Source organism: Mycetocola sp. Y791, assembly GCF_059445325.1.
Genome location: NZ_JCAIUC010000001.1, coordinates 976,197 through 996,234, shown reverse-complemented (window position 1 = coordinate 996,234; position 20,038 = coordinate 976,197). Strand labels below are relative to the sequence as shown.

Genomic DNA, 20,038 nt, shown 5'->3' with positions numbered 1-20,038 from the left:
GAGTGGCGGAACTACACAGCGCCCTCGCCTGACTGCCGAGCCGCTGCCGATGCCTGAGCGATCGCGATGGCGGGGTCCACGTCGACGGGCTTTCTGCCCCTGCGTACCCGGCCTCCACGGCGCGCTGAGTCAGTGCGCTTCGAGAGCCAGCGGGCGACCCACGAGAGTGCGAGGTTCATGATCAGGTAGATCACGAACGTCACGGCGAAGAGCGAGAACAGGTAGCGGTTGCCGTAGAAGCTCGCCAGGTTGTTCATCGTCGAGCGGAGAAGTTCCGGGTAACCGACGATGAATCCGAGCGACGTGTCCTTGAGCAGCACGACCAGCTGGGCGACGATCACCGGCAGCATCTGGCGGAATGCCTGCGGGAATTCGATGAGCATCCGGGTCTGGAGTTCACGCATTCCGAGACTCAACCCGGCCTCGCGCTGTCCGCGCGGCAGGGAGGCAAGTCCTGCCCTGAGCGCTTCACCGATGATGGCGCCGTTGTACAGGCCGAGAGCAAGCACAACAGCGAGGTACGCCCCGCTGGAGAAGCCGAGCAGGATGAAGAGCATCATCAAGAGAACGGGCATGCCTCGAACGAACTCGAGGACAACGGTGATGGGAACCCGGATCCAGGCCGTCTTCGCTGTGCGGAGCAGAGCAAAGATCACGCCGAGAACGAGCGCGAGGACCGCTGCTGCTCCGGCGGCGCGCAGAGTGTTGAGCACGCCCTTGCCAATGAACGTCCAGACCTCTGGGTCGGCGAAGATATTCCACCGGCTTGGATCAAACATGCCGGGAAGGGTAATCCCGCCCGAACTGGGCCGTGGTGCTGCCAGAACCGAGTAAATCCAGTACAGGCCACCGAGGATGAGAATGCCGACCACGATGGAGAGAATCAGCGAGAGCCGCCTGGCCTTCGGACCGGGAGCGTCGAACAGAACGGAACCGCTCATCGCGCCACCACCCACTTCTTCTCGAGCCGCCCGGCAAAGAGCCCCAGCGGAATAGTTATGAGCAGGTAGAAGGTCGCGACGCCCAGGAGCACCGCGATGACAGCGTTTCCGTTGTCGTTCGCGAGTTCTTTACCGATGGTGAAGAGCTCGGCCACGAAGAAACCACCGGCGACCGAGGTGTTCTTGGTCAGGGCGATGATGACGTTGATCAGCGGCGGGATGACCATCCGGAACGCCTGGGGGAACACGACGTATCCGACCGTCTGGCTGAAGCCGAGCCCAAGGCTGCGTGCGGCCTCGGCCTGGCCGATCGGAACGCCGTTGATTCCGGAGCGCAGGGCTTCGGCCACGAACGGCGAGGTGTACACGCTGAGGCCGATCATCGCGAACGTCGCGTAATCGAACCGGACACCGAGGTACGGCAGGATGAACGCGCAGAAGAAGAGGACGAGTGTGAGCGGAGTGTTCCTGATCAACTCGGTGTACACGGCGCCGAAGCCGCGCAATGAGGGGACCGGTGAGATCCGCATGGTCGCGATGATGGTTCCGAGTATCAGGGCGGCAATCGCAGCGACAACGAGGAGTTGCAGCGTCATGCCGAAGCCTGAGAGGTACCGAGGCAGGTTGTCGATGATGACGTCCATGTGGCCTCTTCCGTTTCTGTTGGGGTGGCGCTCACGAACGGGGCGGGGACACGCCCCGCCCCGTTCGTGTGTGGAACTTCTAGTAGCGGTCTACCGCAGGAGGCTCGACGTACTCGAGGACCGTTCCAGCGGTGCTGTCCCAGGCCTCCTCGTACGAACCGTCTTCGTAGGATTCCTCGAGGACATCGTTGATCCAGTCGCGGAACTCGATGTCGTCCTTGGCAAGCCCGATGCCGTAAGGCTCCTCGGTGAACGGCTTTCCGACCACCTTGAACTCGCCCTCGTTCTGAGCAGCGAGACCGGCGAGGATCACGTTGTCAGTCGACACGGCGACGACCTGGCCCGAGCGCAGCGGCTCGAGGCAGTTGGAGTAGGTGTCGGTGAGAACCGGGGTTGCGCCGATTTCAGCCAGCTTCGCCGCGGGTGTCGAACCGGTCACCGAGCAGACGGGCTGACCGACGAGGTCCTTCTCGCTCTTGATGGACTTGTCGTCGGCGAGCGTCAGGATCGACTGCCCGGCCATGTAGTACGGCCCGGCGAAGTCGATGACTTCCTTGCGCTTGTCGTTGATCGTGTAGGTGGCGATGACGAGGTCGACCTCACCGTTCTGGATGTACGGCTCGCGGTTCGCGGAGACCGTTTCCTTCCATTCGATGTCCTCTTCGGCGATGCCGAGCTTCGCGGCGATGATCTTGCCGACCTCGACGTCGAAACCGACGGGCTCTCCGCTCGGGCCGACGAGGCCGAAGAGCGGCTGGTCGAACTTCGTGCCGATGGTGATCTTGCCATCCTCTGCCAGCTCGGCCATCGTTGTGCCGGCTTCAAAGGTGGGGGCTGCTTCCGGTTCGGGGGCTGCGGTGTCTCCGCCGCCTCCCGCACAGGCGGAAAGCGTGAGCAACGCGGCTCCGCCGAGGGCGATCAGTGATAGCTTTTTGCGCTTCATCTCGTTCTCATTCCTTGTGATGTGCTGTGTTTTCCCGGCTGCCGAAGCGGCCAAGGGTGATGAGCCGCGCGCTCAGGGGCGCGCGGCGGTCAGTGGTCGAGGATCTTGGACAGGAAGTCCTGTGCGCGTTCAGACTTCGGGTGGCTGAAGAAGGTCTCGGGAGTGGCTTCCTCAACGATCTCGCCCTCTGCCATGAACAGCACCCGGTCGGCCGCCTTGCGGGCGAAGCCCATCTCGTGGGTGACCACGATCATGGTCATGCCTTCCTTGGCAAGGCCGACCATGACGTCGAGAACCTCGTTGATCATTTCGGGGTCGAGGGCGCTCGTCGGCTCGTCCATCAGGATCAGTTTGGGGCTCATCGCGAGCGAGCGGGCGATCGCAACACGCTGCTGCTGACCGCCGGAGAGCTGTGCCGGCATCTTGTGCGCCTGGTTTGCCACCCCGACGCGCTCGAGCAGCGTCATCGCGCGCTCAGTGGCATCCTTCTTCGACATCTTCTTCACCTTGATCGGTGCGAGCGTGATGTTCTCGAGCACCGTCTTGTGCGCGAACAGGTTGAAGGACTGGAAGACCATACCGACATCGGCGCGGAGACGGGCGAGGTCCGCGCCCTCTTCCGGGAGCTTCTTTCCATCGATGGTGATCGTGCCGGAGTCGATGGTCTCGAGCCGGTTGATCGCCCGGCACAGGGTGGATTTGCCCGAACCGCTTGGACCTATCACGACGACGACCTCACCGCGGGTCACCGTGGTGTTGATGTCCTTGAGTACATGGAGATCGCCGTAGTGTTTGTTGACCGAGTCGACGATCACCAGGGGCTCACCAAGTTTCGCGATGGGCATGCTCGTCGTGTTCGGTATCAGCGTTGGTTCCATGCGTCCAAACTAAAGGACACGGTGTTTCGCCCGTATGACGAGAGGCATCCGTTACTGATTCGTAACCAAGACTACGAACAGAATCGGATGCCTCTGGGCGGGGTGGGTCAGACGGCGCTGCGCTGCGCGAACGCGGACTCGTAGAGACACACCGACGCCGCGGTCGCGAGGTTCATCGACTCGGCGTGGCCGTAAATCGGAACCGTGATCGCGGCATCCGCGAGCGGAAGCTGCTCATCGGTCAGGCCGTGCGCCTCGTTTCCGAACAGCCAGGCGGTCGGCTGGACCAGTTCACCGGAGACGCGGGCGTCGAGCAGGCTCGTGCCCTTCACGTCGGCGGCGAGTACACGGAGTCCGGCCTTGTGCGCCCGCTCGATGACGTTCGGGAGTTCGGCGCCGACCGCGATCGGCAGGTGGAACAGGGACCCCGTCGTCGAGCGGACAACCTTGGGGTTGTACAGGTCGACGCTGCGCCCGGTGAGGATGACGGCGTCCGCACCTGCAGAGTCAGCGGCACGGATGATGGTTCCCAGGTTTCCGGGGTCGCGGACCTCTTCGAGGATGGCAATGAGCTTGGGCTCGCCGTTGAAGATGTCCTTCATCGAGGTCGGGAACTGGTGCGCGACGGCGATGAAGCCCTGCGGAGTCACTGTGTCGCTCATCACTCCGAGGACTTCCTCGGAGACGAACTCGACGTCGAAGTCGGTCTGCTCGTCAGCCATGGCTGCGATGTCGGGGTACCGCTCAAGAGCTGTGGGTGTTGCGTAGAGTTCGACGATCAGCCCGGGGCGGAAGGTCAGCGCCTCTGAGACCGCCTGCGGCCCCTCGAGAAGAAAGAGGCCGGTTTCGAGACGGGCCGGTCGTTTGGCAAGTTTTGCTACCGCTCTGACGCGCGGGGAACGTGGGTTATCAAGCACTCCCCCAGTCTAGGGACAGGCACGTCGGCGGTGGGGAGGCGCGCACAACGAAACAACGGGCACCCCGCCGAAGCGGGATGCCCGTTGAAAGGAGAAAGCTGCTTACGCTGCTGCGTCAACCTTCGGAGCCGAGGTGTCGGCCGGGAGGGCCTTCTTCGCGCTCTCGACGAGGGCCGCAAACGTGGCGGGCTCGTTGACAGCGAGCTCGGCGAGGATACGACGGTCAACCTCGATACCAGCAAGGCCGAGGCCCTGGATGAGGCGGTTGTACGTGAGGCCGTTGGCTCGCGATGCCGCGTTGATCCGCTGGATCCAGAGGCGACGGAAGTCACCCTTCTTCTGGCGGCGGTCACGGTACGCGTAAACCATGGAGTGGGTGACCTGCTCCTTGGCCTTCCGGTACAGGCGCGAACGCTGACCGCGGTAACCCTCAGCCCGCTCGAGGATCTTCCGACGCTTCTTGTGAGCGTTTACCGCCCTTTTAACTCTTGCCATTTGTCTATATTCCTAACGGGTTCAGGTCTTAGTGACCGAGAAGCTTCTTGATGTTCTTGGTGTCAGCCTTCGAGACGAGCTGGTCGGTGTTCAAGCGACGCTTACGCTGTCCGGACTTCACCTCGAGGTTGTGGCGCATGCCCGACTGCTGCTTCTTGATCTTGCCGGAACCGGTGAGCTTGAATCGCTTCTTGGCACCGGAATGGGTCTTCTGCTTAGGCATTGTCTTCCTCCTGCTTCGCTGCTTTATTGGCAGCACGTTGTGCGTTGGCTTCGGCCTTGGCCTCTGACTTGTTTTTCAGAGGGCCGATCACCATGACCATGTTTCGACCATCGATGGTCGGAGTGGACTCAACAGTGCCCAGTTCCGAAACATCTTCGGCAAATTTTTGGAGCAAGCGAACACCCTGGTCGGGTCGTGACTGCTCACGACCGCGGAACAGGATCATTGCTTTGACCTTGTCACCAGCCTTGAGGAAGCCCTCAGCGCGCTTGCGCTTTGTTTCGTAGTCGTGCTTGTCGATCTTGAGACGGAACCGAACCTCTTTGAGGATGGTGTTCGCCTGGTTACGCCTGGCCTCCTTGGCCTTCTGCGCAGCCTCGTACTTGAACTTGCCGTAATCCATGATCTTCGCGACCGGAGGCTTGGAGTTCGGGGCGACCTCGACGAGATCGAGCTCAGCTTCCTGCGCCAGGCGCAGTGCTACCTCAATCTTGACAACGCCGACCTGTTCTCCGGCGGGACCCACGAGGCGGACCTCGGGGACTCGGATACGGTCGTTTGTACGGGGATCGCTAATGCGTTACTCCTCTAACTCAATCTCTGACCTTCAATACAGACGGATGCCTGAATCAAGCGAGAGAGGAGAAGTCACACACCACAACCATGACGGAAAAAAATCCATCACAGTGGCTCGTACCCTGTCTACCTCAGCATGGAAACCATGCGTCTGGCGGAGTACAACAACCCGGTAACCTTAGTGAAGCGGTCAAGCGCGGGTGGGAATTTTCCTCTTTCGTACCGGAACTTTAGTCCCGGAGCCGTCTTAGAGTCTAGCAGAGGTTGGCATTGAGCACTAACGAATCCCCATACGACAACGTCGAGGACGCTGCGTCCGACGCAACCCGCGACATCGCAGACGTCGGCGCCGTCGAAGTCATCACGACGACAGCCGTCCACCTCATGAGCGCGGCGGCGGTCAAATGTGGCCTCGCCGACGACCCTGAGTCGCAGCAGGACCTCGACGAGGCACGCAAGCTGATCAACGCCCTCGCTGGCCTGATCACCGCGGGAGCCCCCGAGATCAGCGACATGCACGCGCGCAGCCTTCGTGATGGGCTTCGCTCGCTGCAGCTGGCGTTCCGTGAGGCATCCGTCATTCCCGACCCCGTGGGCAAGGGCCCCGGCGAGAAGTGGACCGGCCCGGTCAACTAGGTCACCCGCTCCACCCACAGGCGCGGGCGCGGGCGCTACGCGTCGCGCCCGCGCGCGCGTTCCGCGGCGTTCATCTGTCACAGATGCACGGCAAACGCGCCGGAACCATGCATTCGCGACAGTTGAACGCGCACCAACGCGCGAGTGTGTACCAACGCGCGCGTTCCGCGGCGTTCATCTGTCACAGATGCAACGGCAAACGCGCCTGAACCATGCATCAGCGACAGCTGAACGCGCACATACGCGCGCGTTCCGCCCGGATCAGCGGGACGCTTCGAGCCGCACCGCGAGTGAGTCGACCATCGTCGCGATCACGTCGCTCGCCGCCCACCGCTGGGCGAGCCTCGAGAGCACGGCGTCGAGCTCACTGCGCGTGAGGCCGTCGATCAGTTCGAGGTGGGCGATGAGTTCAGGGCCAGCCAGCCGCGCCCGTGCGTCACCCGACTCCAGCCTGACGTCGAGCACCGCCAGCTCGGAGCGCGCACTCGTAAGAAACGCGTCGAGCACATCCGGGTTCGCGTACGCGGGCTGCCACGGCAGCGACTGGGCGATGGCCCACAGCGCCGGCCGCCTAATAGCGAACTCGGTGTCGCTCGTCGGGTCGAGCACGACGAGGTCTGTGTTCTCACTCGCCGCCGCGAGGGCAACGCGGATGCCATCGGCCGGCACCGGTCGCGCGATCGTGTTCCAGGACTGCATGGCGGCCACCGACGAGAAGACCGGCAGCACGTTACGGCCGTCGGGACCGGCGACGGTCACGATGGACAACTCCTGGGTCTTGTCGACTTTCTGGCCATGCGCGTTCACGCCAACGTCGCCGGCGTGGGTCACGAGTGGGATGAGCAGGCGCGACGAGCGGAACGCGTCGACGACGGCATCCTCCCCCGCTCGCCCATCCGCGAATCGCGTGAGCGCGTCGATCAGCTGAGGTGGCGCAGACCCATCGTCGCCGGCAAAAGCGTTCTCGCCGAACTGGCGGCCCTCCCAGGGCTGCCCGGCCGAGTCTGCGGGATTAGTCGGATGCGACATCCAGCGCCTCAGCCAGAGTGAACGCACCCGCGTAGAGCGCCTTGCCGACGATCGCACCCTCGAGCCCGAGCGGCACGAGTTCGCGCAGGGCGACGAGGTCGTCGAGGCTCGACACTCCACCGGACGCGATGACCGGTCGGTTGGTCCGCTCCATCACCTGGCGAAGCAGGTCGACGTTGGGCCCCTGGAGGGTGCCATCCTTCGTCACGTCGGTGACGACATAGCGGGCGCAGCCGGCCCGCTCGAGCCGGTCGATGACCGTCCACAGGTCGCCGCCCTCACGGGTCCAGCCCCGTGCCGCGAGTGTGGTTCCGCGGACATCGAGGCCGACCGCGACGGCTTCGCCGTACTGGCCGATGACGTTCGCAGCCCACTCCGGGTTCTCCAGCGCCGCTGTACCGAGGTTGATTCGCTTGGCTCCGGTCGCGAGAGCTGCCTTGAGTGACGCGTCGTCGCGGATGCCGCCGGAGAGTTCGACGTTCACACCGCGGACCTGCTTGATCACCTTGCGGATCACGCCCGCGTTGTTCCCGCGGCCGAATGCGGCATCGAGGTCCACCAGGTGGATCCACTCGGCGCCCTGGCGCGCCCAGTCAGCGGCGGCGTCGACCGGATCGCCGTAGCTGGTCTCCGTGCCCGCCTCGCCCTGGGTCAGACGGACGGCTTTGCCGCCGGCGACGTCGACAGCCGGAAGCAGCACAAGCTTCGGGGTCGTGTTGAACTCACTCATGAATTGTCCTTGGTTGTGTGGTGCGGCACGAGCGTGCCATTCGGAAGAATGCGGAGGGTCAGTCCGATGTGAGAGAGCCGACCCAGTTGGCCAGCAAGCGGATGCCGGCATCGCCGGACTTCTCCGGGTGGAACTGCGTCGCGCTCAGCGGTCCGTTTTCGACGGCGGCGAGGAACCGGGTTCCGTGTTCGGCCCACGTCAGTGCCGGCTCGTGGAACGGCGGCATCACCTCGAGCTTCCAGTCCTGCGCGGCGTACGAGTGCACGAAATAGAAGCGTTCGTCGCGGATGCCGCGGAAGAGGACGGAGTCTTCGGGCGCGTCGACCGTGTTCCAGCCGATGTGCGGGAGAACGGGCGCGTCGAGTTCCGTCACGACGCCCGGCCACTCTCCGAGGCCCTCTGTGTCGACGCCGCGTTCAACACCGCGCTCGAACAGAATCTGCATCCCGACACAGATGCCCATGACCTTGCGACCACCGGCCAGCCGGCGATCGATCACTTCACCACCGCGCGAGGTGGAGAGCTGTTCCATGACCGCGCTGAACGCTCCAACGCCGGGCACGAGAAGACCGTCGGCCTCGAGTGCCTTGCGGCGGTCACCGGTCAGCTCGACGTCGGCGCCCGCCGCTTCAAGCGCCTTGACCGCGGAGTGGACGTTGCCGCTCCCGTAGTCGAGAACAACAACGCTTGGCCGTGACGATCCCGTCACAGTGCACCCTTCGTCGACGGGATGCCGGTCACAAGAGGATCGAGAGCCTTCGCCTGCCGGAACGCCCGCGCGAATGCCTTGAACTCGGCCTCCGCGATGTGGTGTGGGTCGCGCCCGCCGAGCACCGTGACGTGAACGGTGAGTGCGGCGTTGAACGCAATGGCTTCGAACACGTGCCTCACCATCGACCCGGTGAAGTGACCACCGATGAGGTGGAACTCGAACCCCGCGGGCTCGCCGGAGTGCACGAGGTACGGCCGGCCGGAAATGTCGACAACGGCCTGGACGAGTGCCTCGTCGAGGGGAACGAGAGCGTCGCCAAAGCGCGAAATGCCCTCCTTGGTGCCGAGCGCCTGCTTGATGGCCTGCCCGAGTGCGATGCCAATGTCTTCCACCGTGTGGTGCACATCGATCTCGATGTCGCCGGTGGCCCTCACCGTGAGGTCGACCAGTGCGTGCTTGGCGAACGCCGTCAGGAGGTGATCGTAAAAGGGCACGGTGGTGTGAATATCACTGACACCGGTCCCATCGAGGTTGAGCGTGAGGTCAATGCTCGATTCGCTCGTCTCGCGCTGGATCCGGGCGGTGCGCTGCGGCTGGCTCATGACTTCGAGCTTACCGCCGCAATGGCTTCGAGGAACGCGGTCGTCTCTGCCTCGGTACCCGCCGAAACCCGCATCTGATTGGGCAGACCGATATCTCGGATGAGCACTCCGCGCTCGAGCAGTGACTCGAACAGTGCTACCGGATCGTCAACGCCTCCGAACAGCACGAAGTTGCTGTGGCTCCGGTACGGGCGGTAGCCCAGGTCGGCGAGGCCAGCGCTGATGCGGTCGCGCTGATTCTTGATGTCATCGACCATGGCGAGCATTTCGCCGCTGTGTGCAAGGGCAGCAATCGCCGCGGCTTGCGTGAGTGCGGAGAGGTGGTACGGAAGGCGCACCAGACGAAGCGCGTCAGTGACCGCCGGCGCCGCAGCGAGGTAGCCCACCCGTGCGCCGGCAAATGCGAAGGCTTTGCTCATGGTTCGTGACACGAGCAACCGGTCGCGCCCGTCGAGAAGGGACAGCGCGCTTGGAGTCCCCTCTGGGGCGAACTCGAAGTACGCCTCGTCCACGACCACGATGCCATCGGTCGCGTCATAGACGGCCTCGATGGTGTCGAGCCCAAGCGGGGTCCCGGTGGGGTTGTTCGGCGAACAGAGAATCACGACGTCGGGGCGTTCGCGGCGAACGGCGGCGCTGGCGGTCTCGGGCGAGATCTCGTAGTCGGCGTCACGCTCGGCGGCAATCCACCGGGTTCCGGTGCCTGCGGCCAGCAGCGGGTACATGGAATAGGTCGGGCTGAACCCGAGCACCGAGCGGCCAGGTCCGCCGAAAGCCTGGAGAACCTGCTGCAGAACCTCGTTCGAGCCGTTCGCGGCCCAGATGTGATCGGCACTGAGACCGTGCCCGAGGTAACCGGCGAGGCTGATCCGTAGTTCGGTGAACTCGCGGTCGGGGTATCGGTTCACGCCGAGCACAGCGCGGGCGAGGGCGGTCACGATGTCGTGGGCCACGTCTTCGGGAATCGGATGCGTGTTCTCGTTGACGTTCAGGGCGACGGGCACGACCTTCTGGGGTGCGCCGTACGGGGACTTGCCACGAAGATCATCGCGGATGGGCAGGGCATCGAGGGAACTCACCCCGGAAGTTTACCCGCCGCGCCTTGCGCTTCGGTGTGCGTTACGGAGCCGTGTATCGCTCGGGAATGGCGATGTTCTGCCCGGGAACGACCGTGGACGTTTCGAGCTGGTTGAGGGCCATCACGTCGGCGATCACATCACGAGGGTCGGCCTCGGGAGCCAGCGTGCCCGCGAGGGACCACAGGGAGTCACCGTGTTCGACAGTGACGTACTCGAACGAGGCCGAGCTCGGGGACGACGACGCCGCTGCGGCGCCGGCGTTGAGTCCGAGCCAGGCCGCGAGAGCGATGAACGGAGCAGCGGCGAGCGAGGTCAGGACAACGCGACCGCGCCGGGTGAGTCGGATGCGCCCGGTGGGGCGTGCGATCATCGCTGACGCGTCGCCTCCGGCGGCCTGTGTACGCGAGTTCGATGGGCGCGGCGCCTCGGGGCGCCGTGCGGCCGGACGTGAGAGAGAGTGAATGGGGGTGATGACTGCGGTGCTCATGGTGCGCCTCCGGTTCGTGCTGTGAACTGTTGTGTGGCGATTCGAAGAATTCGTATCCGGCCCTCGGCCGGGAGGGCCGAATACGAACCTGTATTCCGAATCTATATTCGATTGTTCGAAGATTCAAGTCCTTCTTCGGACTTTTTTGCAGAATTTGCCCGACACACTCGAACAAATCTTTGCTGGGGCCCCTCGGGACGGATAGAGTTTCGATTGATGGTTGAGACTCAACCAGTGACCACTGACATTGGCCGGGGCTGCCCGCCAGACGGGAGTGACATGACGCTCGACAACGCGAATATCACGGCTGAGAACGAGCCGGATGCCGCTGTTTCATCTGCCGCTCCAAAGGCACGGAAGGCCAAGCGCGTGCCGGCAGAGAAGCCGACCACGCGCCGCCGCAAGAGCCTGAGCGAGAAGCAGCTGGCGATCCTCGACGTGATCCAGCGCTCCGTGCAGAGCCGCGGTTACCCGCCGAGCATGCGCGAAATCGGCGACGCGGTCGGCCTCGCGTCACTCTCAAGCGTGACGCACCAGCTCAACCAGCTCGAGTTGAGCGGTTACCTGCGCAGGGACCCCAATCGGCCCCGTGCACTCGAGATCCTGATCGACCTGCCCTCCCCCTCGAACGTTGCCGACTTCGAAAGCTCAACACCGGTCGGCGACGCAGCGATGGTGCCCCTGGTCGGACGCATCGCTGCCGGGGTGCCGATTACCGCTGACCAGCAGGTCGAAGAGGTCTTCCCCCTGCCCCGTCAGCTCGTGGGCAAGGGCGAGCTGTTCATGCTCAAGGTCTCGGGTGAGTCGATGATCGACGCAGCGATCTGCGACGGCGACTGGGTTGTCGTCCGTCAGCAGCCGACCGCCGAGAACGGCGACATCGTCGCTGCCATGCTCGATGGTGAAGCCACGGTCAAGGTGTTCCGCCAGCGCGATGGCCACACCTGGCTGCTCCCCCGCAACACGAACTTCGAACCGATCCTCGGCGACGAAGCCGACGTGCTCGGCAAGATCGTCGCGGTCCTCCGCGCCGTGTAGCCACTCACGGTGTGGCGCCTGACGCCTGCTTAACGAACGGATTCCCCGGGTACAGACCCGGGGCATCCGTTCGTTAACAGACCAGACGCGTGACGTCGCCGCGTCGCGTTTACTCGGCGATCGCGAACTCGGACACCTGTGCGGCGAGTTCCTCCGACGCGAGTGCGCGCACCTCGGTGCCGTCTTCCTCGTAGTCCAGTTTCTCGACCTTTCCGCGGCGGTGGAGCATCGAAATGATGTCTCCCCGGTCGTACGGGACGAGCAGGTGAAGCGGGACTGTCGGACTCGGCAGCAGCTCCGCGATGCGGGCCAGGATCTCGTCGATCCCCTCACCGGTGCGCGCCGAAGCGAAGATCGCCTTGGGTTCCAGTCCGCGGAGCACGAGCCGGTCGTCCTCGCTGACGAGATCGCTCTTGTTGAAGACCACGATCTCTGGAATATCGCGGGCGCCGACATCACCGATCACGTCGCGGACAGTGCTGATCTGGGATGCAGGGTCCGGGTGCGATGCGTCGACCACGTGCACGATGACATCCGACTCCGCCACCTCTTCCAGGGTGGAGCGGAACGCCTCGACGAGCTGGTGCGGCAGGTTTCGGACGAATCCGACGGTGTCGGAGAGCGTGTAGAGCCGGCCGTCCTCGGTCTGGGTCTTCCGAACCGTCGCGTCGAGCGTTGCAAAGAGAGCGTTCTCGACCAGCACGCCAGCCTTCGTGATCCGGTTGAGCAGACTCGACTTGCCGGCGTTGGTGTACCCGGCAATAGCGACGCTCGGCACCTCGAAGCGGTTGCGGTTGGCCCGCTTGGCCTCGCGGGCCGGGCCGAAGCCCTTGATCTGCTTGCGCAGCTTCGCCATCCGGGTGTGGATGCGGCGTCGGTCGAGTTCGATCTTGGTTTCACCAGGACCACGTGAACCCATTCCGGCGCCGGCGCCACCCACCTGGCCACCGGCCTGGCGGGACATCGAGTCACCCCAACCGCGGAGTCGCGGGAGGAGGTACTCAAGCTGGGCGAGCTCGACCTGGGCCTTGCCCTCGCGGCTCTTGGCGTGCTGGCTGAAGATGTCGAGGATGACGGCGGTACGGTCGATGACCTTGACCTTCACGACGTCCTCGAGCGCACGCCGCTGGCTTGGCGCGAGTTCGGTGTCGGCGATCACGGTGTCTGCGCCGAGCGCGGCGACGATGCCGCGCAATTCCTCGGCCTTTCCCTTGCCGAGGTAGGTGCTCGGGTCGGGATTCGGGCGGCGCTGCAGCATGCCGTCGAGGACGACGGCGCCTGCGGTTTCAGCGAGGGCAGCGAGCTCGCGGATCGAGTTCTCTGCATCCTCCTGCGCGCCCTGCGGGTACACGCCGATGAGAACGACGTTCTCGATGCGCAGCTGCCGGTACTCGACCTCGGTGACGTCCTCGAGCTCTGTCGACAGGTTGGCCACGCGGCGGAGCGCCTGGCGGTCTTCCCGATCCTGCTGCTCGCCGTCGAATCCATCGTGCCCGGACTCACCGGTCGTGGATCTGTCCTGCAGGGCGTCGGCCTGACTCGAACCGAAGAGCGAATAGCCGCCCGCGCGGGACTCAGCGTTGCGCAACACCCGCGATACTGCATCGTCGTCGATGGGTGTTTCGGTGTTCTCTGGGGTTGATTCGGTGGACTTGCTCATCAGTTAAGCCTAGTTGCTTTGCGGTAACGTTCCCCTATGGCCAGCGATCATTATTTTACGGGCGTACCCGGAACCGAACTCAAGCTCCGCACGGTTTCCGTTCGGCTCTCAGGCCAGGACTACGAACTCACCACCTCGAACGGGATTTTCAGCCCTGACCGGATCGACCCGGGGACGCAGGTGCTCTTAGCGAACGCACCGACTCCGCCCCAAACCGGCAACCTTCTCGACCTGGGCTGCGGCTGGGGACCGATCTCCCTGACACTCGCCCTCGAGGCGCCAGGCGCTCACGTCTGGGCGGTGGATGTCAACGAGCGCGCGCTCGACCTGCTGCGGATGAATGCGGAGAAGCTCGGGCTCACCAATATCACTGCAGTGCAGCCCGATCAGGTTCCCGACGACGTCCGGTTCCAGACGATCTGGTCGAACCCGCCCATCCGCGTCGGCAAGACCGAGCTTCACGCCATGCTCGAGCGCTGGCTCCCTCGCCTGGAACCGGGTTCAGACGCCTGGCTCGTCGTGCAGCGCAACCTCGGCTCAGACAGCCTGCACCGCTGGCTGCAGGAGAGCATGGGCGACGATTTCGAGTTCACCAAAGAGACGATCAGCAAGGGGTACCGCGTACTGCGGGCACTCCGCGCTGAAGCGAACTGACGGATGAACTGACGGACGGACGCTAGCCGAGCTCGAGAGTGCCCGTGTAGACGAGGTCGGCCGGGCCAGACAGTCCGACGTGCTCGCCGTCCTGCGTCGCGAACATCCGCACACCGAGCGTTCCTCCTGGAACGTCGACGCGCCACGCGTTCGGTGCCGCCGACCCGGCCCAGTGCCGCGTCGCGAGAGCCGCGGCTGCGACGCCGGTACCGCACGACAGAGTCTCACCACTCCCCCGCTCGTGAACCCTCATCGAGATGCGGGCAACGCCGTCCTTGATGAGCGGGTCATAGGGCACAACGAATTCCACGTTGGCCCCATCGATGGGTTCCGGTTCGATCAGCGGAATGTAGTGAAGGTCAGCCGACTCAAGCTCTGCCTCGTCTGCGAGAGCGACGACGACGTGCGGGTTTCCGACGTTGATGCCGAGCCCCGGCCGCGCCACCTTGAGCTCCTTGGCCCGCACGAGCGGCTCGCCACCCTCGAGCTTCCAGCGCCCGAGGTCGACCTGGAAACCGTTGGTGGCGCGCTGGACGTCACGGACGCCGGCGCGGGTTCCGATTGCGAGGGTGTCACCCGACTCCAGCTCAACAAGACCCTGCTCGATAAGGTACCGCGCGTAGACACGGATGCCGTTGCCGCACATTTCCGCGATGGATCCGTCGGCATTGTGGTAGTCCATGAACCATTCTGCGCCGTCGTCTTCCGCCAGGGCTGCCGCGCCCTCGTCGATGTTGCGCGACCTGACGGCGCGGATGACGCCGTCGGCGCCGACACCGAAGTGGCGGTCGCACACCGCGACAATCTGCGCGGTGGTCAGTGGGTGGTCGCCCTCAGGGTCCGTGTAGAGCACGAAATCGTTGCCTGTGCCGTGGCCCTTGGTGAACTGCAGAGTGAATCCCATGCGCCCAAGTCTAGGGTCAGCGCGGAACCTGGGGCGTCGCGCCGGTGACGGATGCCATGGCCTTCTCGACAAGGTCAGGCGCGTCGTAATCCAGCCAGACGATGTCTGCATAGCGCTTGAACCAGCTCATCTGCCGCCTGGCGTACCGCCGGGTCAGCTGCTGCGTTTCTTCAATGGCTTCCGTCTCGGTGGCCGCGCCCGCGAGTTGCTTCAGCGCCTGCGCGTATCCGATCGCCCGCGACGCGGTAACACCGCCCTCGAGCCCCGCCGCCCGCAGCGCCGCCACCTCGTCCAGCAGCCCGGCAGCCCACATCCCGTGCACCCGCTGGTCGAGACGTGCGGTCAGTTCCGGCCTCGGCGCCGACAGCCCGATGATGCGCGACTCGCGCCAGTACACCGGCTCGTCCGGCAGCATCCCCGCCACGGGAGAACCGGTGATCTCGGCCACCTCGAGGGCGCGCACGATTCGCCGCGTGTTGTGCGGCCCGATCCGCGACGCAACGTCCGCGTCGAGCGCGGCAAGTCGCTGGTACAGGATGCCGGGACCAAGCGTGGCTGATTCGTGCTCGAGTCGAGCCCGAATCGCGGGGTCAGAGCCGGGGAACTGGAAGTCGTAGAGGACGCTCGAGACATACAGGCCGGACCCACCGACGAGGATCGCGGATTTCCCCCGCGAGAGGATGTCGGTGACCGCAGCCCTGGCGAGAGGCTGGTACCTGGCGACAGTAGCTTCTTCGTCGACATCGAGGATGTCGAGCATGTGGTGCGGGATGCCCCTGCGCTCGTTTTCAGGCAGCTTGGCCGTGCCGATGTCCATCCCGCGGTACAGCTGCATGGCATCCGCATTGACGATCTCAGCGCCACTGCCCGTGCGCGCGAGGGCCTCTGCGATATTGAGCGAGAGTTCGCTCTTTCCGGTACCGGTCGGACCAACTACCGCGATGAGCTGCGGGGCGCTGTGCGGGTTCAGCGTTCGCCGTCCAGTGCGTCGTAAATCGGTGTCATTCCGCCCTGGACCTGAGCTGGCGCGTCGTGGGCCCGAACCGGTGCGTCGTGGACGGGCGTGGGCGGACCGACGCGCAGGGTTGGCAGTCCCAGTGAAACGCGGCCAGGGCTGCTCGGTGAGGCGCCGGGCGCGGGAACGCCGCACGACTCTGCCTGCGCGCGGTCCCATGCGTCGCCGGCGGAGGTCCTTCGCACCACGAGTTCGCTTCCGGCGGGAGCATCAGCGATGAGGTAAAAGGGCGCGGCCTGGGTCACTGTGGCGGTGACGATGTCTCCCGGGCGCGGGATCGCCGAGCCTTCGGGCACCTCGAAGTGCACGAGGCGGGAGTCCTCAGCCCTGCCGGACAACCGGTGGCTGGCGGAATCCTTGCGACCTTCGCCGACCGCGACGAGGATCTCGATCTCGCGGCCGACGACCTTCTGGTTCTCCTCGAGGCAGATGCGGTCCTGAAGGGCGGTCAACCGCTCAAAGCGCTCCTGGACGACCTCCTTCGGAACCTGGTCCGGCATTGTCGCGGCCGGGGTCCCCTCACGGATCGAGTACTGGAAGGTGAATGCCGTAGCGAACCTCGCCGCCTCCACCACACGGAGGGTCTCGAGGAAGTCCTCCTCGGTTTCGCCGGGGAAGCCAACGATGATGTCTGTCGAAATCGCCGCGTGCGGCATTCGGGCCCGGACCCTGTCGAGGATGCCGAGGAACTTCTCGCTGCGATACGACCGGCGCATCGCCTTGAGGATCCGGTCGGAACCGGACTGCAGCGGCATGTGCAGCTGAGGCATGACGCTCGGCGTCTCGGCCATCGCGTCGATGACGTCGTCGGTGAACGCCGCGGGGTGGGGGCTCGTGAAACGAATCCTCTCGAGCCCGTCAATGGCTCCGGCGGCACGCAGCAGCTTGCTGAACGCCTGGCGGTCGCCGAACTCGACGCCGTAGGAGTTCACATTCTGGCCGAGCAGCGTCACCTCGATAGCACCGTCATCGACGAGCGCCTGGATCTCCGCGAGGATCTCACCCGGCCGCCGGTCTTTCTCTTTCCCGCGAAGGGACGGGACGATGCAGAAGGTGCAGGTGTTGTTGCATCCGACGGAGATGGACACCCAGCCGCTGTAGCTGGATTCGCGCTTGGTCGGCAGAGTGGATGGGAAGGTCTCGAGCGCTTCGAGGATCTCGATCTGCGCCTCTTCGTTGTGGCGGGCGCGCTCGAGGAGGTTCGGCAGTGCGCCCATGTTGTGCGTTCCGAAGACAACGTCCACCCACGGCGCCTTCTCGAGGATGACGTTCTTGTCTTTTTGCGCGAGACAGCCGCCAACGGCGATCTGCATGCCCTCATGGCGGCGCTTGACGCTCGCGAGGTAACCGAGGTTGCCATAGAGCTTGTTGTCGGCGTTCTCGCGAACGGCGCAGGTGTTGATGACCACAACATCCGCCTCGGCCCCGCTCTCGGCGGGAACGTAGCCGGCGGCGTCGAGCGAGCCGCTCAACCGCTCGGAGTCGTGCACGTTCATCTGGCAGCCGTAGGTGCGCACTTCATACGTGCGAGCACGCCCGGTCGCGTCGATTGCCGCTGTCGACGGCGTGATGACTGTGGGCGTTTCAAGCAGGCTACTCATGGTTGTCCCAGTCTACGTTCGCACGCGGCTGCGTGGTGGCGGCGCGTTGGCTGCGTGGTGCCCACGGTGCCAGCGGCGGGCAGGTTGTTGCCAGCGGGAGCGCCAGTCGGCGCACGCCCGATCTGGACGGGCGCCAACCGACGGCGAACGAACTACCGGAACCGTACCGTCGAGCTCGGTGACGACGAGCGGCCGGTCAGCACTGGCGCGATAGCCTCTCGCACAATGTTGCCGGGGTAACCGCGTCGCGCGAGGAAACCGGTGAGCCTGCGTTCCAGCGTCTGCTTGTCGAGTCCTGACATCTGCGAGGCGCGCTTGCGGGCGAGTTCGGTCGCGACGCCGAGCTCATCATCCTGCTCGATGTCATCGAGCACCTCGGTGATGATGTCGCGGTCGATCGAGCGACCGGACATGGCGCGAGCGACGACGGCCTTGCTCTGTCCTTTGCGTTCGGACAGCGAGTGCTTGAGCTGCTCGGCGAGGGCGCGGTCATCGACATAGCCCAGGTCACGAAGCCGGTCGAGGATCGTGTTCGCCTGTGCGGCGGTCAGCCCCTCCTGAACGGCAAACGCGAGGACCTCAGCCTCGCTGAGCGACCTCCGGGCGAGCTTCCGTACGAGAAGCGACTCGACGGCTTCGGGGTCGGCAACCTGCTCGACGGGTTCGTCCTCGTCGTGCTCGGCGCCACTGTCCATGGCAGCACCGCCCCTGACAGCACCATCCCTGACAGCACCGTCGCGACCGACCGCCCGAAGGTGCCCGGCCGCTGAACCCCCGGACCGCTTGCGCGGTGAGGAGCGCGTTCCGGGAGCGCGTTCGGACTCCGAACCCGCCCCGGACGTCGTTCGTTCCGCAGCCGGCTCGGGATCAGACCCGAACCAGGAATCGGCGTCGGATCTGGTACCCGTGCGTGCAGGCTCGGGCGTGTGCCCGGCACCGCGCAGGTAGGTCACCGGCGCGATCTTCTCGCCGGGCTTGTCGGCGGGGTTCCCGCCTGCCGGGTCGGTCGGGGTGTCCGGCCGACCCGGGTCGCGAAACGAAACCATAACGGAGGCCTAGGCGCCGCGCTTGGCAGCGAGCTGGTCGGCCGTGGTCTTGACCTTGGCACCTGTGGCAGCGGCTGGTGCCTCCGCCTCGACCTTGGCAACACCGACTCCGAGCTTGGCCTTGATCTTCGACTCGATCTCGTTGGCGATGTCGGGGTTCGTCAGCAGGAAGTTACGCGAGTTTTCCTTACCCTGACCCAGCTGCTCACCGTCGTAGGTGTACCAGGAACCCGACTTTTTGACGATCAGGTGCTCGACACCGAAGTCGATCAGGCTGCCCTCTCGTGAGATCCCTGTGCCGTAGAGAATGTCGAACTCGGCCTGCTTGAACGGCGGCGCCATCTTGTTCTTGACGACCTTCACTCGCGTACGGTTTCCGACGGCATCCGTTCCGTCTTTGAGGGTCTCAATCCGGCGGATGTCGAGTCGAACCGACGCGTAGAACTTGAGCGCCTTACCGCCAGCGGTGGTCTCGGGGCTTCCGAAGAAGACACCGATCTTCTCGCGCAGCTGGTTGATGAAGATCATTGTGGTGTTGGTCTGGCTGAGTCCACCGGTGAGCTTGCGGAGCGCCTGTGACATCAGTCGGGCCTGGAGACCCACGTGGGAGTCACCCATCTCGCCCTCGATCTCGGCGCGCGGCACCAGTGCCGCAACGGAGTCGATCACGATCAGGTCGATGGAGCCCGAACGCACGAGCATGTCAGCGATCTCGAGCGCCTGCTCACCGGTGTCTGGCTGGGAGACGAGCAAGGCGTCGATGTCGACACCGAGCTTCTTGGCGTACTCGGGGTCGAGTGCGTGCTCCGCGTCGATGAATGCCGCGATGCCGCCCGCCTTTTGCGCATTCGCAATCGCGTGGAGCGTGAGTGTGGTCTTACCCGATGACTCAGGACCGTAGATCTCAACGATGCGGCCACGCGGAAGGCCGCCAACGCCGAGCGCGACGTCAAGCGCGATTGAGCCGGTGGGGATGACTGCTACTGGAGCCCGCTCATCGCTGCCGAGGCGCATGACTGAACCCTTGCCGAATTGACGGTCGATCTGGGCGAGTGCCGTTTCAAGGGACTTCTCGCGGTCTGCTACTGATGGCATGTCTGCCTCTTCCTGTGCGATAGCGGTGCGCCTATAGGCTGTCGGGCCGGAACTCGGCTTCAACAAGGCTGGGAGCGTTTTCGTGAACAGTGTCGACTGTATGAGGCACCTCTGACATTGAGTCAGAGGGAGG

The 20,038-nt window shown here is 64.6% G+C and carries 23 protein-coding genes; 3 read left to right on the top strand and 20 right to left on the bottom strand.

Annotated features, from left to right (window positions below; all coding sequences use genetic code 11):
• Window positions 1–11 precede the first annotated feature (11 nt).
• The 8 genes from AC1C2N_RS04635 to infC all read right to left on the bottom strand — a co-directional run bounded on the left by AC1C2N_RS04635 (window position 12) and on the right by infC (window position 5,618).
• The gene (locus AC1C2N_RS04635) at window positions 12–941 is read right to left on the bottom strand and encodes an amino acid ABC transporter permease (RefSeq protein WP_483405835.1); all 930 of its coding nucleotides are present in this window, start codon (window positions 939–941) and stop codon (window positions 12–14) included.
• The gene (locus AC1C2N_RS04630; protein WP_483405834.1) at window positions 938–1,585 is read right to left on the bottom strand and encodes an amino acid ABC transporter permease; all 648 of its coding nucleotides are present in this window, start codon (window positions 1,583–1,585) and stop codon (window positions 938–940) included. Before AC1C2N_RS04630 ends, AC1C2N_RS04635 begins: the two co-directional genes overlap by 4 nt.
• A 79-nt stretch (window positions 1,586–1,664) precedes the next feature.
• The gene (locus tag AC1C2N_RS04625) at window positions 1,665–2,528 is read right to left on the bottom strand and encodes a glutamate ABC transporter substrate-binding protein (protein WP_483405833.1); all 864 of its coding nucleotides are present in this window, start codon (window positions 2,526–2,528) and stop codon (window positions 1,665–1,667) included.
• Between the two features lie 89 nt (window positions 2,529–2,617).
• Window positions 2,618–3,373 carry an amino acid ABC transporter ATP-binding protein gene (locus tag AC1C2N_RS04620; protein ID WP_483405911.1) on the bottom strand — a complete coding sequence of 252 codons (756 nt, stop codon included), beginning with the start codon at window positions 3,371–3,373 and terminating at the stop codon, window positions 2,618–2,620.
• 140 nt (window positions 3,374–3,513) lie between these two features.
• Window positions 3,514–4,323 carry a TrmH family RNA methyltransferase gene (locus AC1C2N_RS04615; RefSeq protein WP_483405832.1) on the bottom strand — a complete coding sequence of 270 codons (810 nt, stop codon included), beginning with the start codon at window positions 4,321–4,323 and terminating at the stop codon, window positions 3,514–3,516.
• Between the two features lie 102 nt (window positions 4,324–4,425).
• Window positions 4,426–4,818, bottom strand: coding sequence for a 50S ribosomal protein L20 (gene rplT / locus AC1C2N_RS04610; protein WP_108390635.1), 393 nt, complete (start codon window positions 4,816–4,818; stop codon window positions 4,426–4,428).
• A 28-nt stretch (window positions 4,819–4,846) separates the two neighbouring features.
• Window positions 4,847–5,041 carry a 50S ribosomal protein L35 gene (rpmI, locus tag AC1C2N_RS04605; RefSeq protein WP_108390634.1) on the bottom strand — a complete coding sequence of 65 codons (195 nt, stop codon included), beginning with the start codon at window positions 5,039–5,041 and terminating at the stop codon, window positions 4,847–4,849.
• On the bottom strand, window positions 5,034–5,618 hold the full coding sequence (gene infC / locus AC1C2N_RS04600; RefSeq protein WP_108390633.1) for a translation initiation factor IF-3: 585 nt from the start codon (window positions 5,616–5,618) through the stop codon (window positions 5,034–5,036). Before infC ends, rpmI begins: the two co-directional genes overlap by 8 nt.
• A 269-nt stretch (window positions 5,619–5,887) precedes the next feature.
• Between infC and AC1C2N_RS04595 the strand changes: the two genes are divergently transcribed.
• Window positions 5,888–6,253, top strand: a complete 366-nt coding sequence (locus AC1C2N_RS04595) for a DUF1844 domain-containing protein (protein WP_198410458.1) — start codon at window positions 5,888–5,890, stop codon at window positions 6,251–6,253.
• Between the two features lie 261 nt (window positions 6,254–6,514).
• Here AC1C2N_RS04595 and AC1C2N_RS04590 read toward each other — a convergent pair whose 3' ends face one another.
• Genes AC1C2N_RS04590 through AC1C2N_RS04565 form a run of 6 tightly spaced genes read right to left on the bottom strand, consistent with a single transcriptional unit; the run spans window position 6,515 to window position 10,892 of the window.
• On the bottom strand, window positions 6,515–7,282 hold the full coding sequence (locus AC1C2N_RS04590) for an SseB family protein (RefSeq protein WP_495433032.1): 768 nt from the start codon (window positions 7,280–7,282) through the stop codon (window positions 6,515–6,517).
• A complete protein-coding gene (priA, locus tag AC1C2N_RS04585) occupies window positions 7,266–8,012 on the bottom strand; it encodes a bifunctional 1-(5-phosphoribosyl)-5-((5-phosphoribosylamino)methylideneamino)imidazole-4-carboxamide isomerase/phosphoribosylanthranilate isomerase PriA (RefSeq protein ID WP_483405830.1) in 747 nt (248 codons plus the stop codon). Before priA ends, AC1C2N_RS04590 begins: the two co-directional genes overlap by 17 nt.
• 58 nt (window positions 8,013–8,070) lie before the next feature.
• Entirely contained in the window at window positions 8,071–8,721 is a 651-nt protein-coding gene (gene hisH / locus AC1C2N_RS04580) for an imidazole glycerol phosphate synthase subunit HisH (protein ID WP_483405829.1), read from the bottom strand.
• Window positions 8,718–9,326, bottom strand: coding sequence for an imidazoleglycerol-phosphate dehydratase HisB (gene hisB, locus AC1C2N_RS04575; protein ID WP_483405828.1), 609 nt, complete (start codon window positions 9,324–9,326; stop codon window positions 8,718–8,720). The genes hisH and hisB overlap by 4 nt, the downstream gene beginning before the upstream one ends.
• A complete protein-coding gene (locus AC1C2N_RS04570; RefSeq protein WP_495433031.1) occupies window positions 9,323–10,405 on the bottom strand; it encodes a histidinol-phosphate transaminase in 1,083 nt (360 codons plus the stop codon). Before AC1C2N_RS04570 ends, hisB begins: the two co-directional genes overlap by 4 nt.
• 40 nt (window positions 10,406–10,445) lie before the next feature.
• A complete protein-coding gene (locus tag AC1C2N_RS04565) occupies window positions 10,446–10,892 on the bottom strand; it encodes a LysM peptidoglycan-binding domain-containing protein (RefSeq protein ID WP_495433029.1) in 447 nt (148 codons plus the stop codon).
• 234 nt (window positions 10,893–11,126) lie between these two features.
• Here AC1C2N_RS04565 and lexA point away from each other — a divergent pair, with 234 nt between their 5' ends.
• On the top strand, window positions 11,127–11,930 hold the full coding sequence (gene lexA, locus AC1C2N_RS04560; RefSeq protein ID WP_483405825.1) for a transcriptional repressor LexA: 804 nt from the start codon (window positions 11,127–11,129) through the stop codon (window positions 11,928–11,930).
• 109 nt (window positions 11,931–12,039) lie between these two features.
• On the opposite strand, the gene hflX is transcribed toward lexA, so the two are convergent.
• On the bottom strand, window positions 12,040–13,590 hold the full coding sequence (hflX, locus tag AC1C2N_RS04555) for a GTPase HflX (RefSeq protein ID WP_483405824.1): 1,551 nt from the start codon (window positions 13,588–13,590) through the stop codon (window positions 12,040–12,042).
• Between the two features lie 36 nt (window positions 13,591–13,626).
• Here hflX and AC1C2N_RS04550 point away from each other — a divergent pair, with 36 nt between their 5' ends.
• The gene (locus AC1C2N_RS04550) at window positions 13,627–14,244 is read left to right on the top strand and encodes a class I SAM-dependent methyltransferase (RefSeq protein WP_495433028.1); all 618 of its coding nucleotides are present in this window, start codon (window positions 13,627–13,629) and stop codon (window positions 14,242–14,244) included.
• 22 nt (window positions 14,245–14,266) lie between these two features.
• Here AC1C2N_RS04550 and dapF read toward each other — a convergent pair whose 3' ends face one another.
• The 5 genes from dapF to recA form a co-directional block, all read right to left on the bottom strand.
• The gene (gene dapF, locus AC1C2N_RS04545) at window positions 14,267–15,148 is read right to left on the bottom strand and encodes a diaminopimelate epimerase (RefSeq protein WP_495433027.1); all 882 of its coding nucleotides are present in this window, start codon (window positions 15,146–15,148) and stop codon (window positions 14,267–14,269) included.
• Between the two features lie 16 nt (window positions 15,149–15,164).
• A complete protein-coding gene (miaA, locus tag AC1C2N_RS04540; RefSeq protein ID WP_495433083.1) occupies window positions 15,165–16,118 on the bottom strand; it encodes a tRNA (adenosine(37)-N6)-dimethylallyltransferase MiaA in 954 nt (317 codons plus the stop codon).
• Entirely contained in the window at window positions 16,115–17,764 is a 1,650-nt protein-coding gene (gene miaB / locus AC1C2N_RS04535; protein WP_495433026.1) for a tRNA (N6-isopentenyl adenosine(37)-C2)-methylthiotransferase MiaB, read from the bottom strand. Before miaB ends, miaA begins: the two co-directional genes overlap by 4 nt.
• Before the next feature lie 152 nt (window positions 17,765–17,916).
• The gene (locus tag AC1C2N_RS04530; RefSeq protein WP_495433025.1) at window positions 17,917–18,810 is read right to left on the bottom strand and encodes a regulatory protein RecX; all 894 of its coding nucleotides are present in this window, start codon (window positions 18,808–18,810) and stop codon (window positions 17,917–17,919) included.
• Between the two features lie 9 nt (window positions 18,811–18,819).
• Window positions 18,820–19,905 (bottom strand): recombinase RecA, encoded by a 1,086-nt coding sequence (recA, locus tag AC1C2N_RS04525; RefSeq protein ID WP_483405819.1) that lies wholly within the window; start codon window positions 19,903–19,905, stop codon window positions 18,820–18,822.
• Between the last annotated feature and the right edge of the window lie 133 nt (window positions 19,906–20,038).

Bases quoted from the DNA above. Each gene is read 5' to 3' on its own strand.
- AC1C2N_RS04635 (WP_483405835.1), bottom strand. From the start codon at position 941: ATGAGCGGTTCCGTTCTGTTCGACGCTCCCGGTCCGAAGGCCAGGCGG.
- AC1C2N_RS04630 (WP_483405834.1), bottom strand. From the start codon at position 1,585: ATGGACGTCATCATCGACAACCTGCCTCGGTACCTCTCAGGCTTCGGC.
- AC1C2N_RS04625 (WP_483405833.1), bottom strand. From the start codon at position 2,528: ATGAAGCGCAAAAAGCTATCACTGATCGCCCTCGGCGGAGCCGCGTTG.
- AC1C2N_RS04620 (WP_483405911.1), bottom strand. From the start codon at position 3,373: ATGCCCATCGCGAAACTTGGTGAGCCCCTGGTGATCGTCGACTCGGTC.
- rplT (WP_108390635.1), bottom strand. From the start codon at position 4,818: ATGGCAAGAGTTAAAAGGGCGGTAAACGCTCACAAGAAGCGTCGGAAG.
- rpmI (WP_108390634.1), bottom strand. From the start codon at position 5,041: ATGCCTAAGCAGAAGACCCATTCCGGTGCCAAGAAGCGATTCAAGCTC.
- AC1C2N_RS04590 (WP_495433032.1), bottom strand. From the start codon at position 7,282: ATGTCGCATCCGACTAATCCCGCAGACTCGGCCGGGCAGCCCTGGGAG.
- priA (WP_483405830.1), bottom strand. From the start codon at position 8,012: ATGAGTGAGTTCAACACGACCCCGAAGCTTGTGCTGCTTCCGGCTGTC.
- hisB (WP_483405828.1), bottom strand. From the start codon at position 9,326: ATGAGCCAGCCGCAGCGCACCGCCCGGATCCAGCGCGAGACGAGCGAA.
- AC1C2N_RS04565 (WP_495433029.1), bottom strand. From the start codon at position 10,892: ATGAGCACCGCAGTCATCACCCCCATTCACTCTCTCTCACGTCCGGCC.
- hflX (WP_483405824.1), bottom strand. From the start codon at position 13,590: ATGAGCAAGTCCACCGAATCAACCCCAGAGAACACCGAAACACCCATC.
- AC1C2N_RS04550 (WP_495433028.1), top strand. From the start codon at position 13,627: ATGGCCAGCGATCATTATTTTACGGGCGTACCCGGAACCGAACTCAAG.
- dapF (WP_495433027.1), bottom strand. From the start codon at position 15,148: ATGGGATTCACTCTGCAGTTCACCAAGGGCCACGGCACAGGCAACGAT.
- miaB (WP_495433026.1), bottom strand. From the start codon at position 17,764: ATGAGTAGCCTGCTTGAAACGCCCACAGTCATCACGCCGTCGACAGCG.
- AC1C2N_RS04530 (WP_495433025.1), bottom strand. From the start codon at position 18,810: ATGGTTTCGTTTCGCGACCCGGGTCGGCCGGACACCCCGACCGACCCG.
- recA (WP_483405819.1), bottom strand. From the start codon at position 19,905: ATGCCATCAGTAGCAGACCGCGAGAAGTCCCTTGAAACGGCACTCGCC.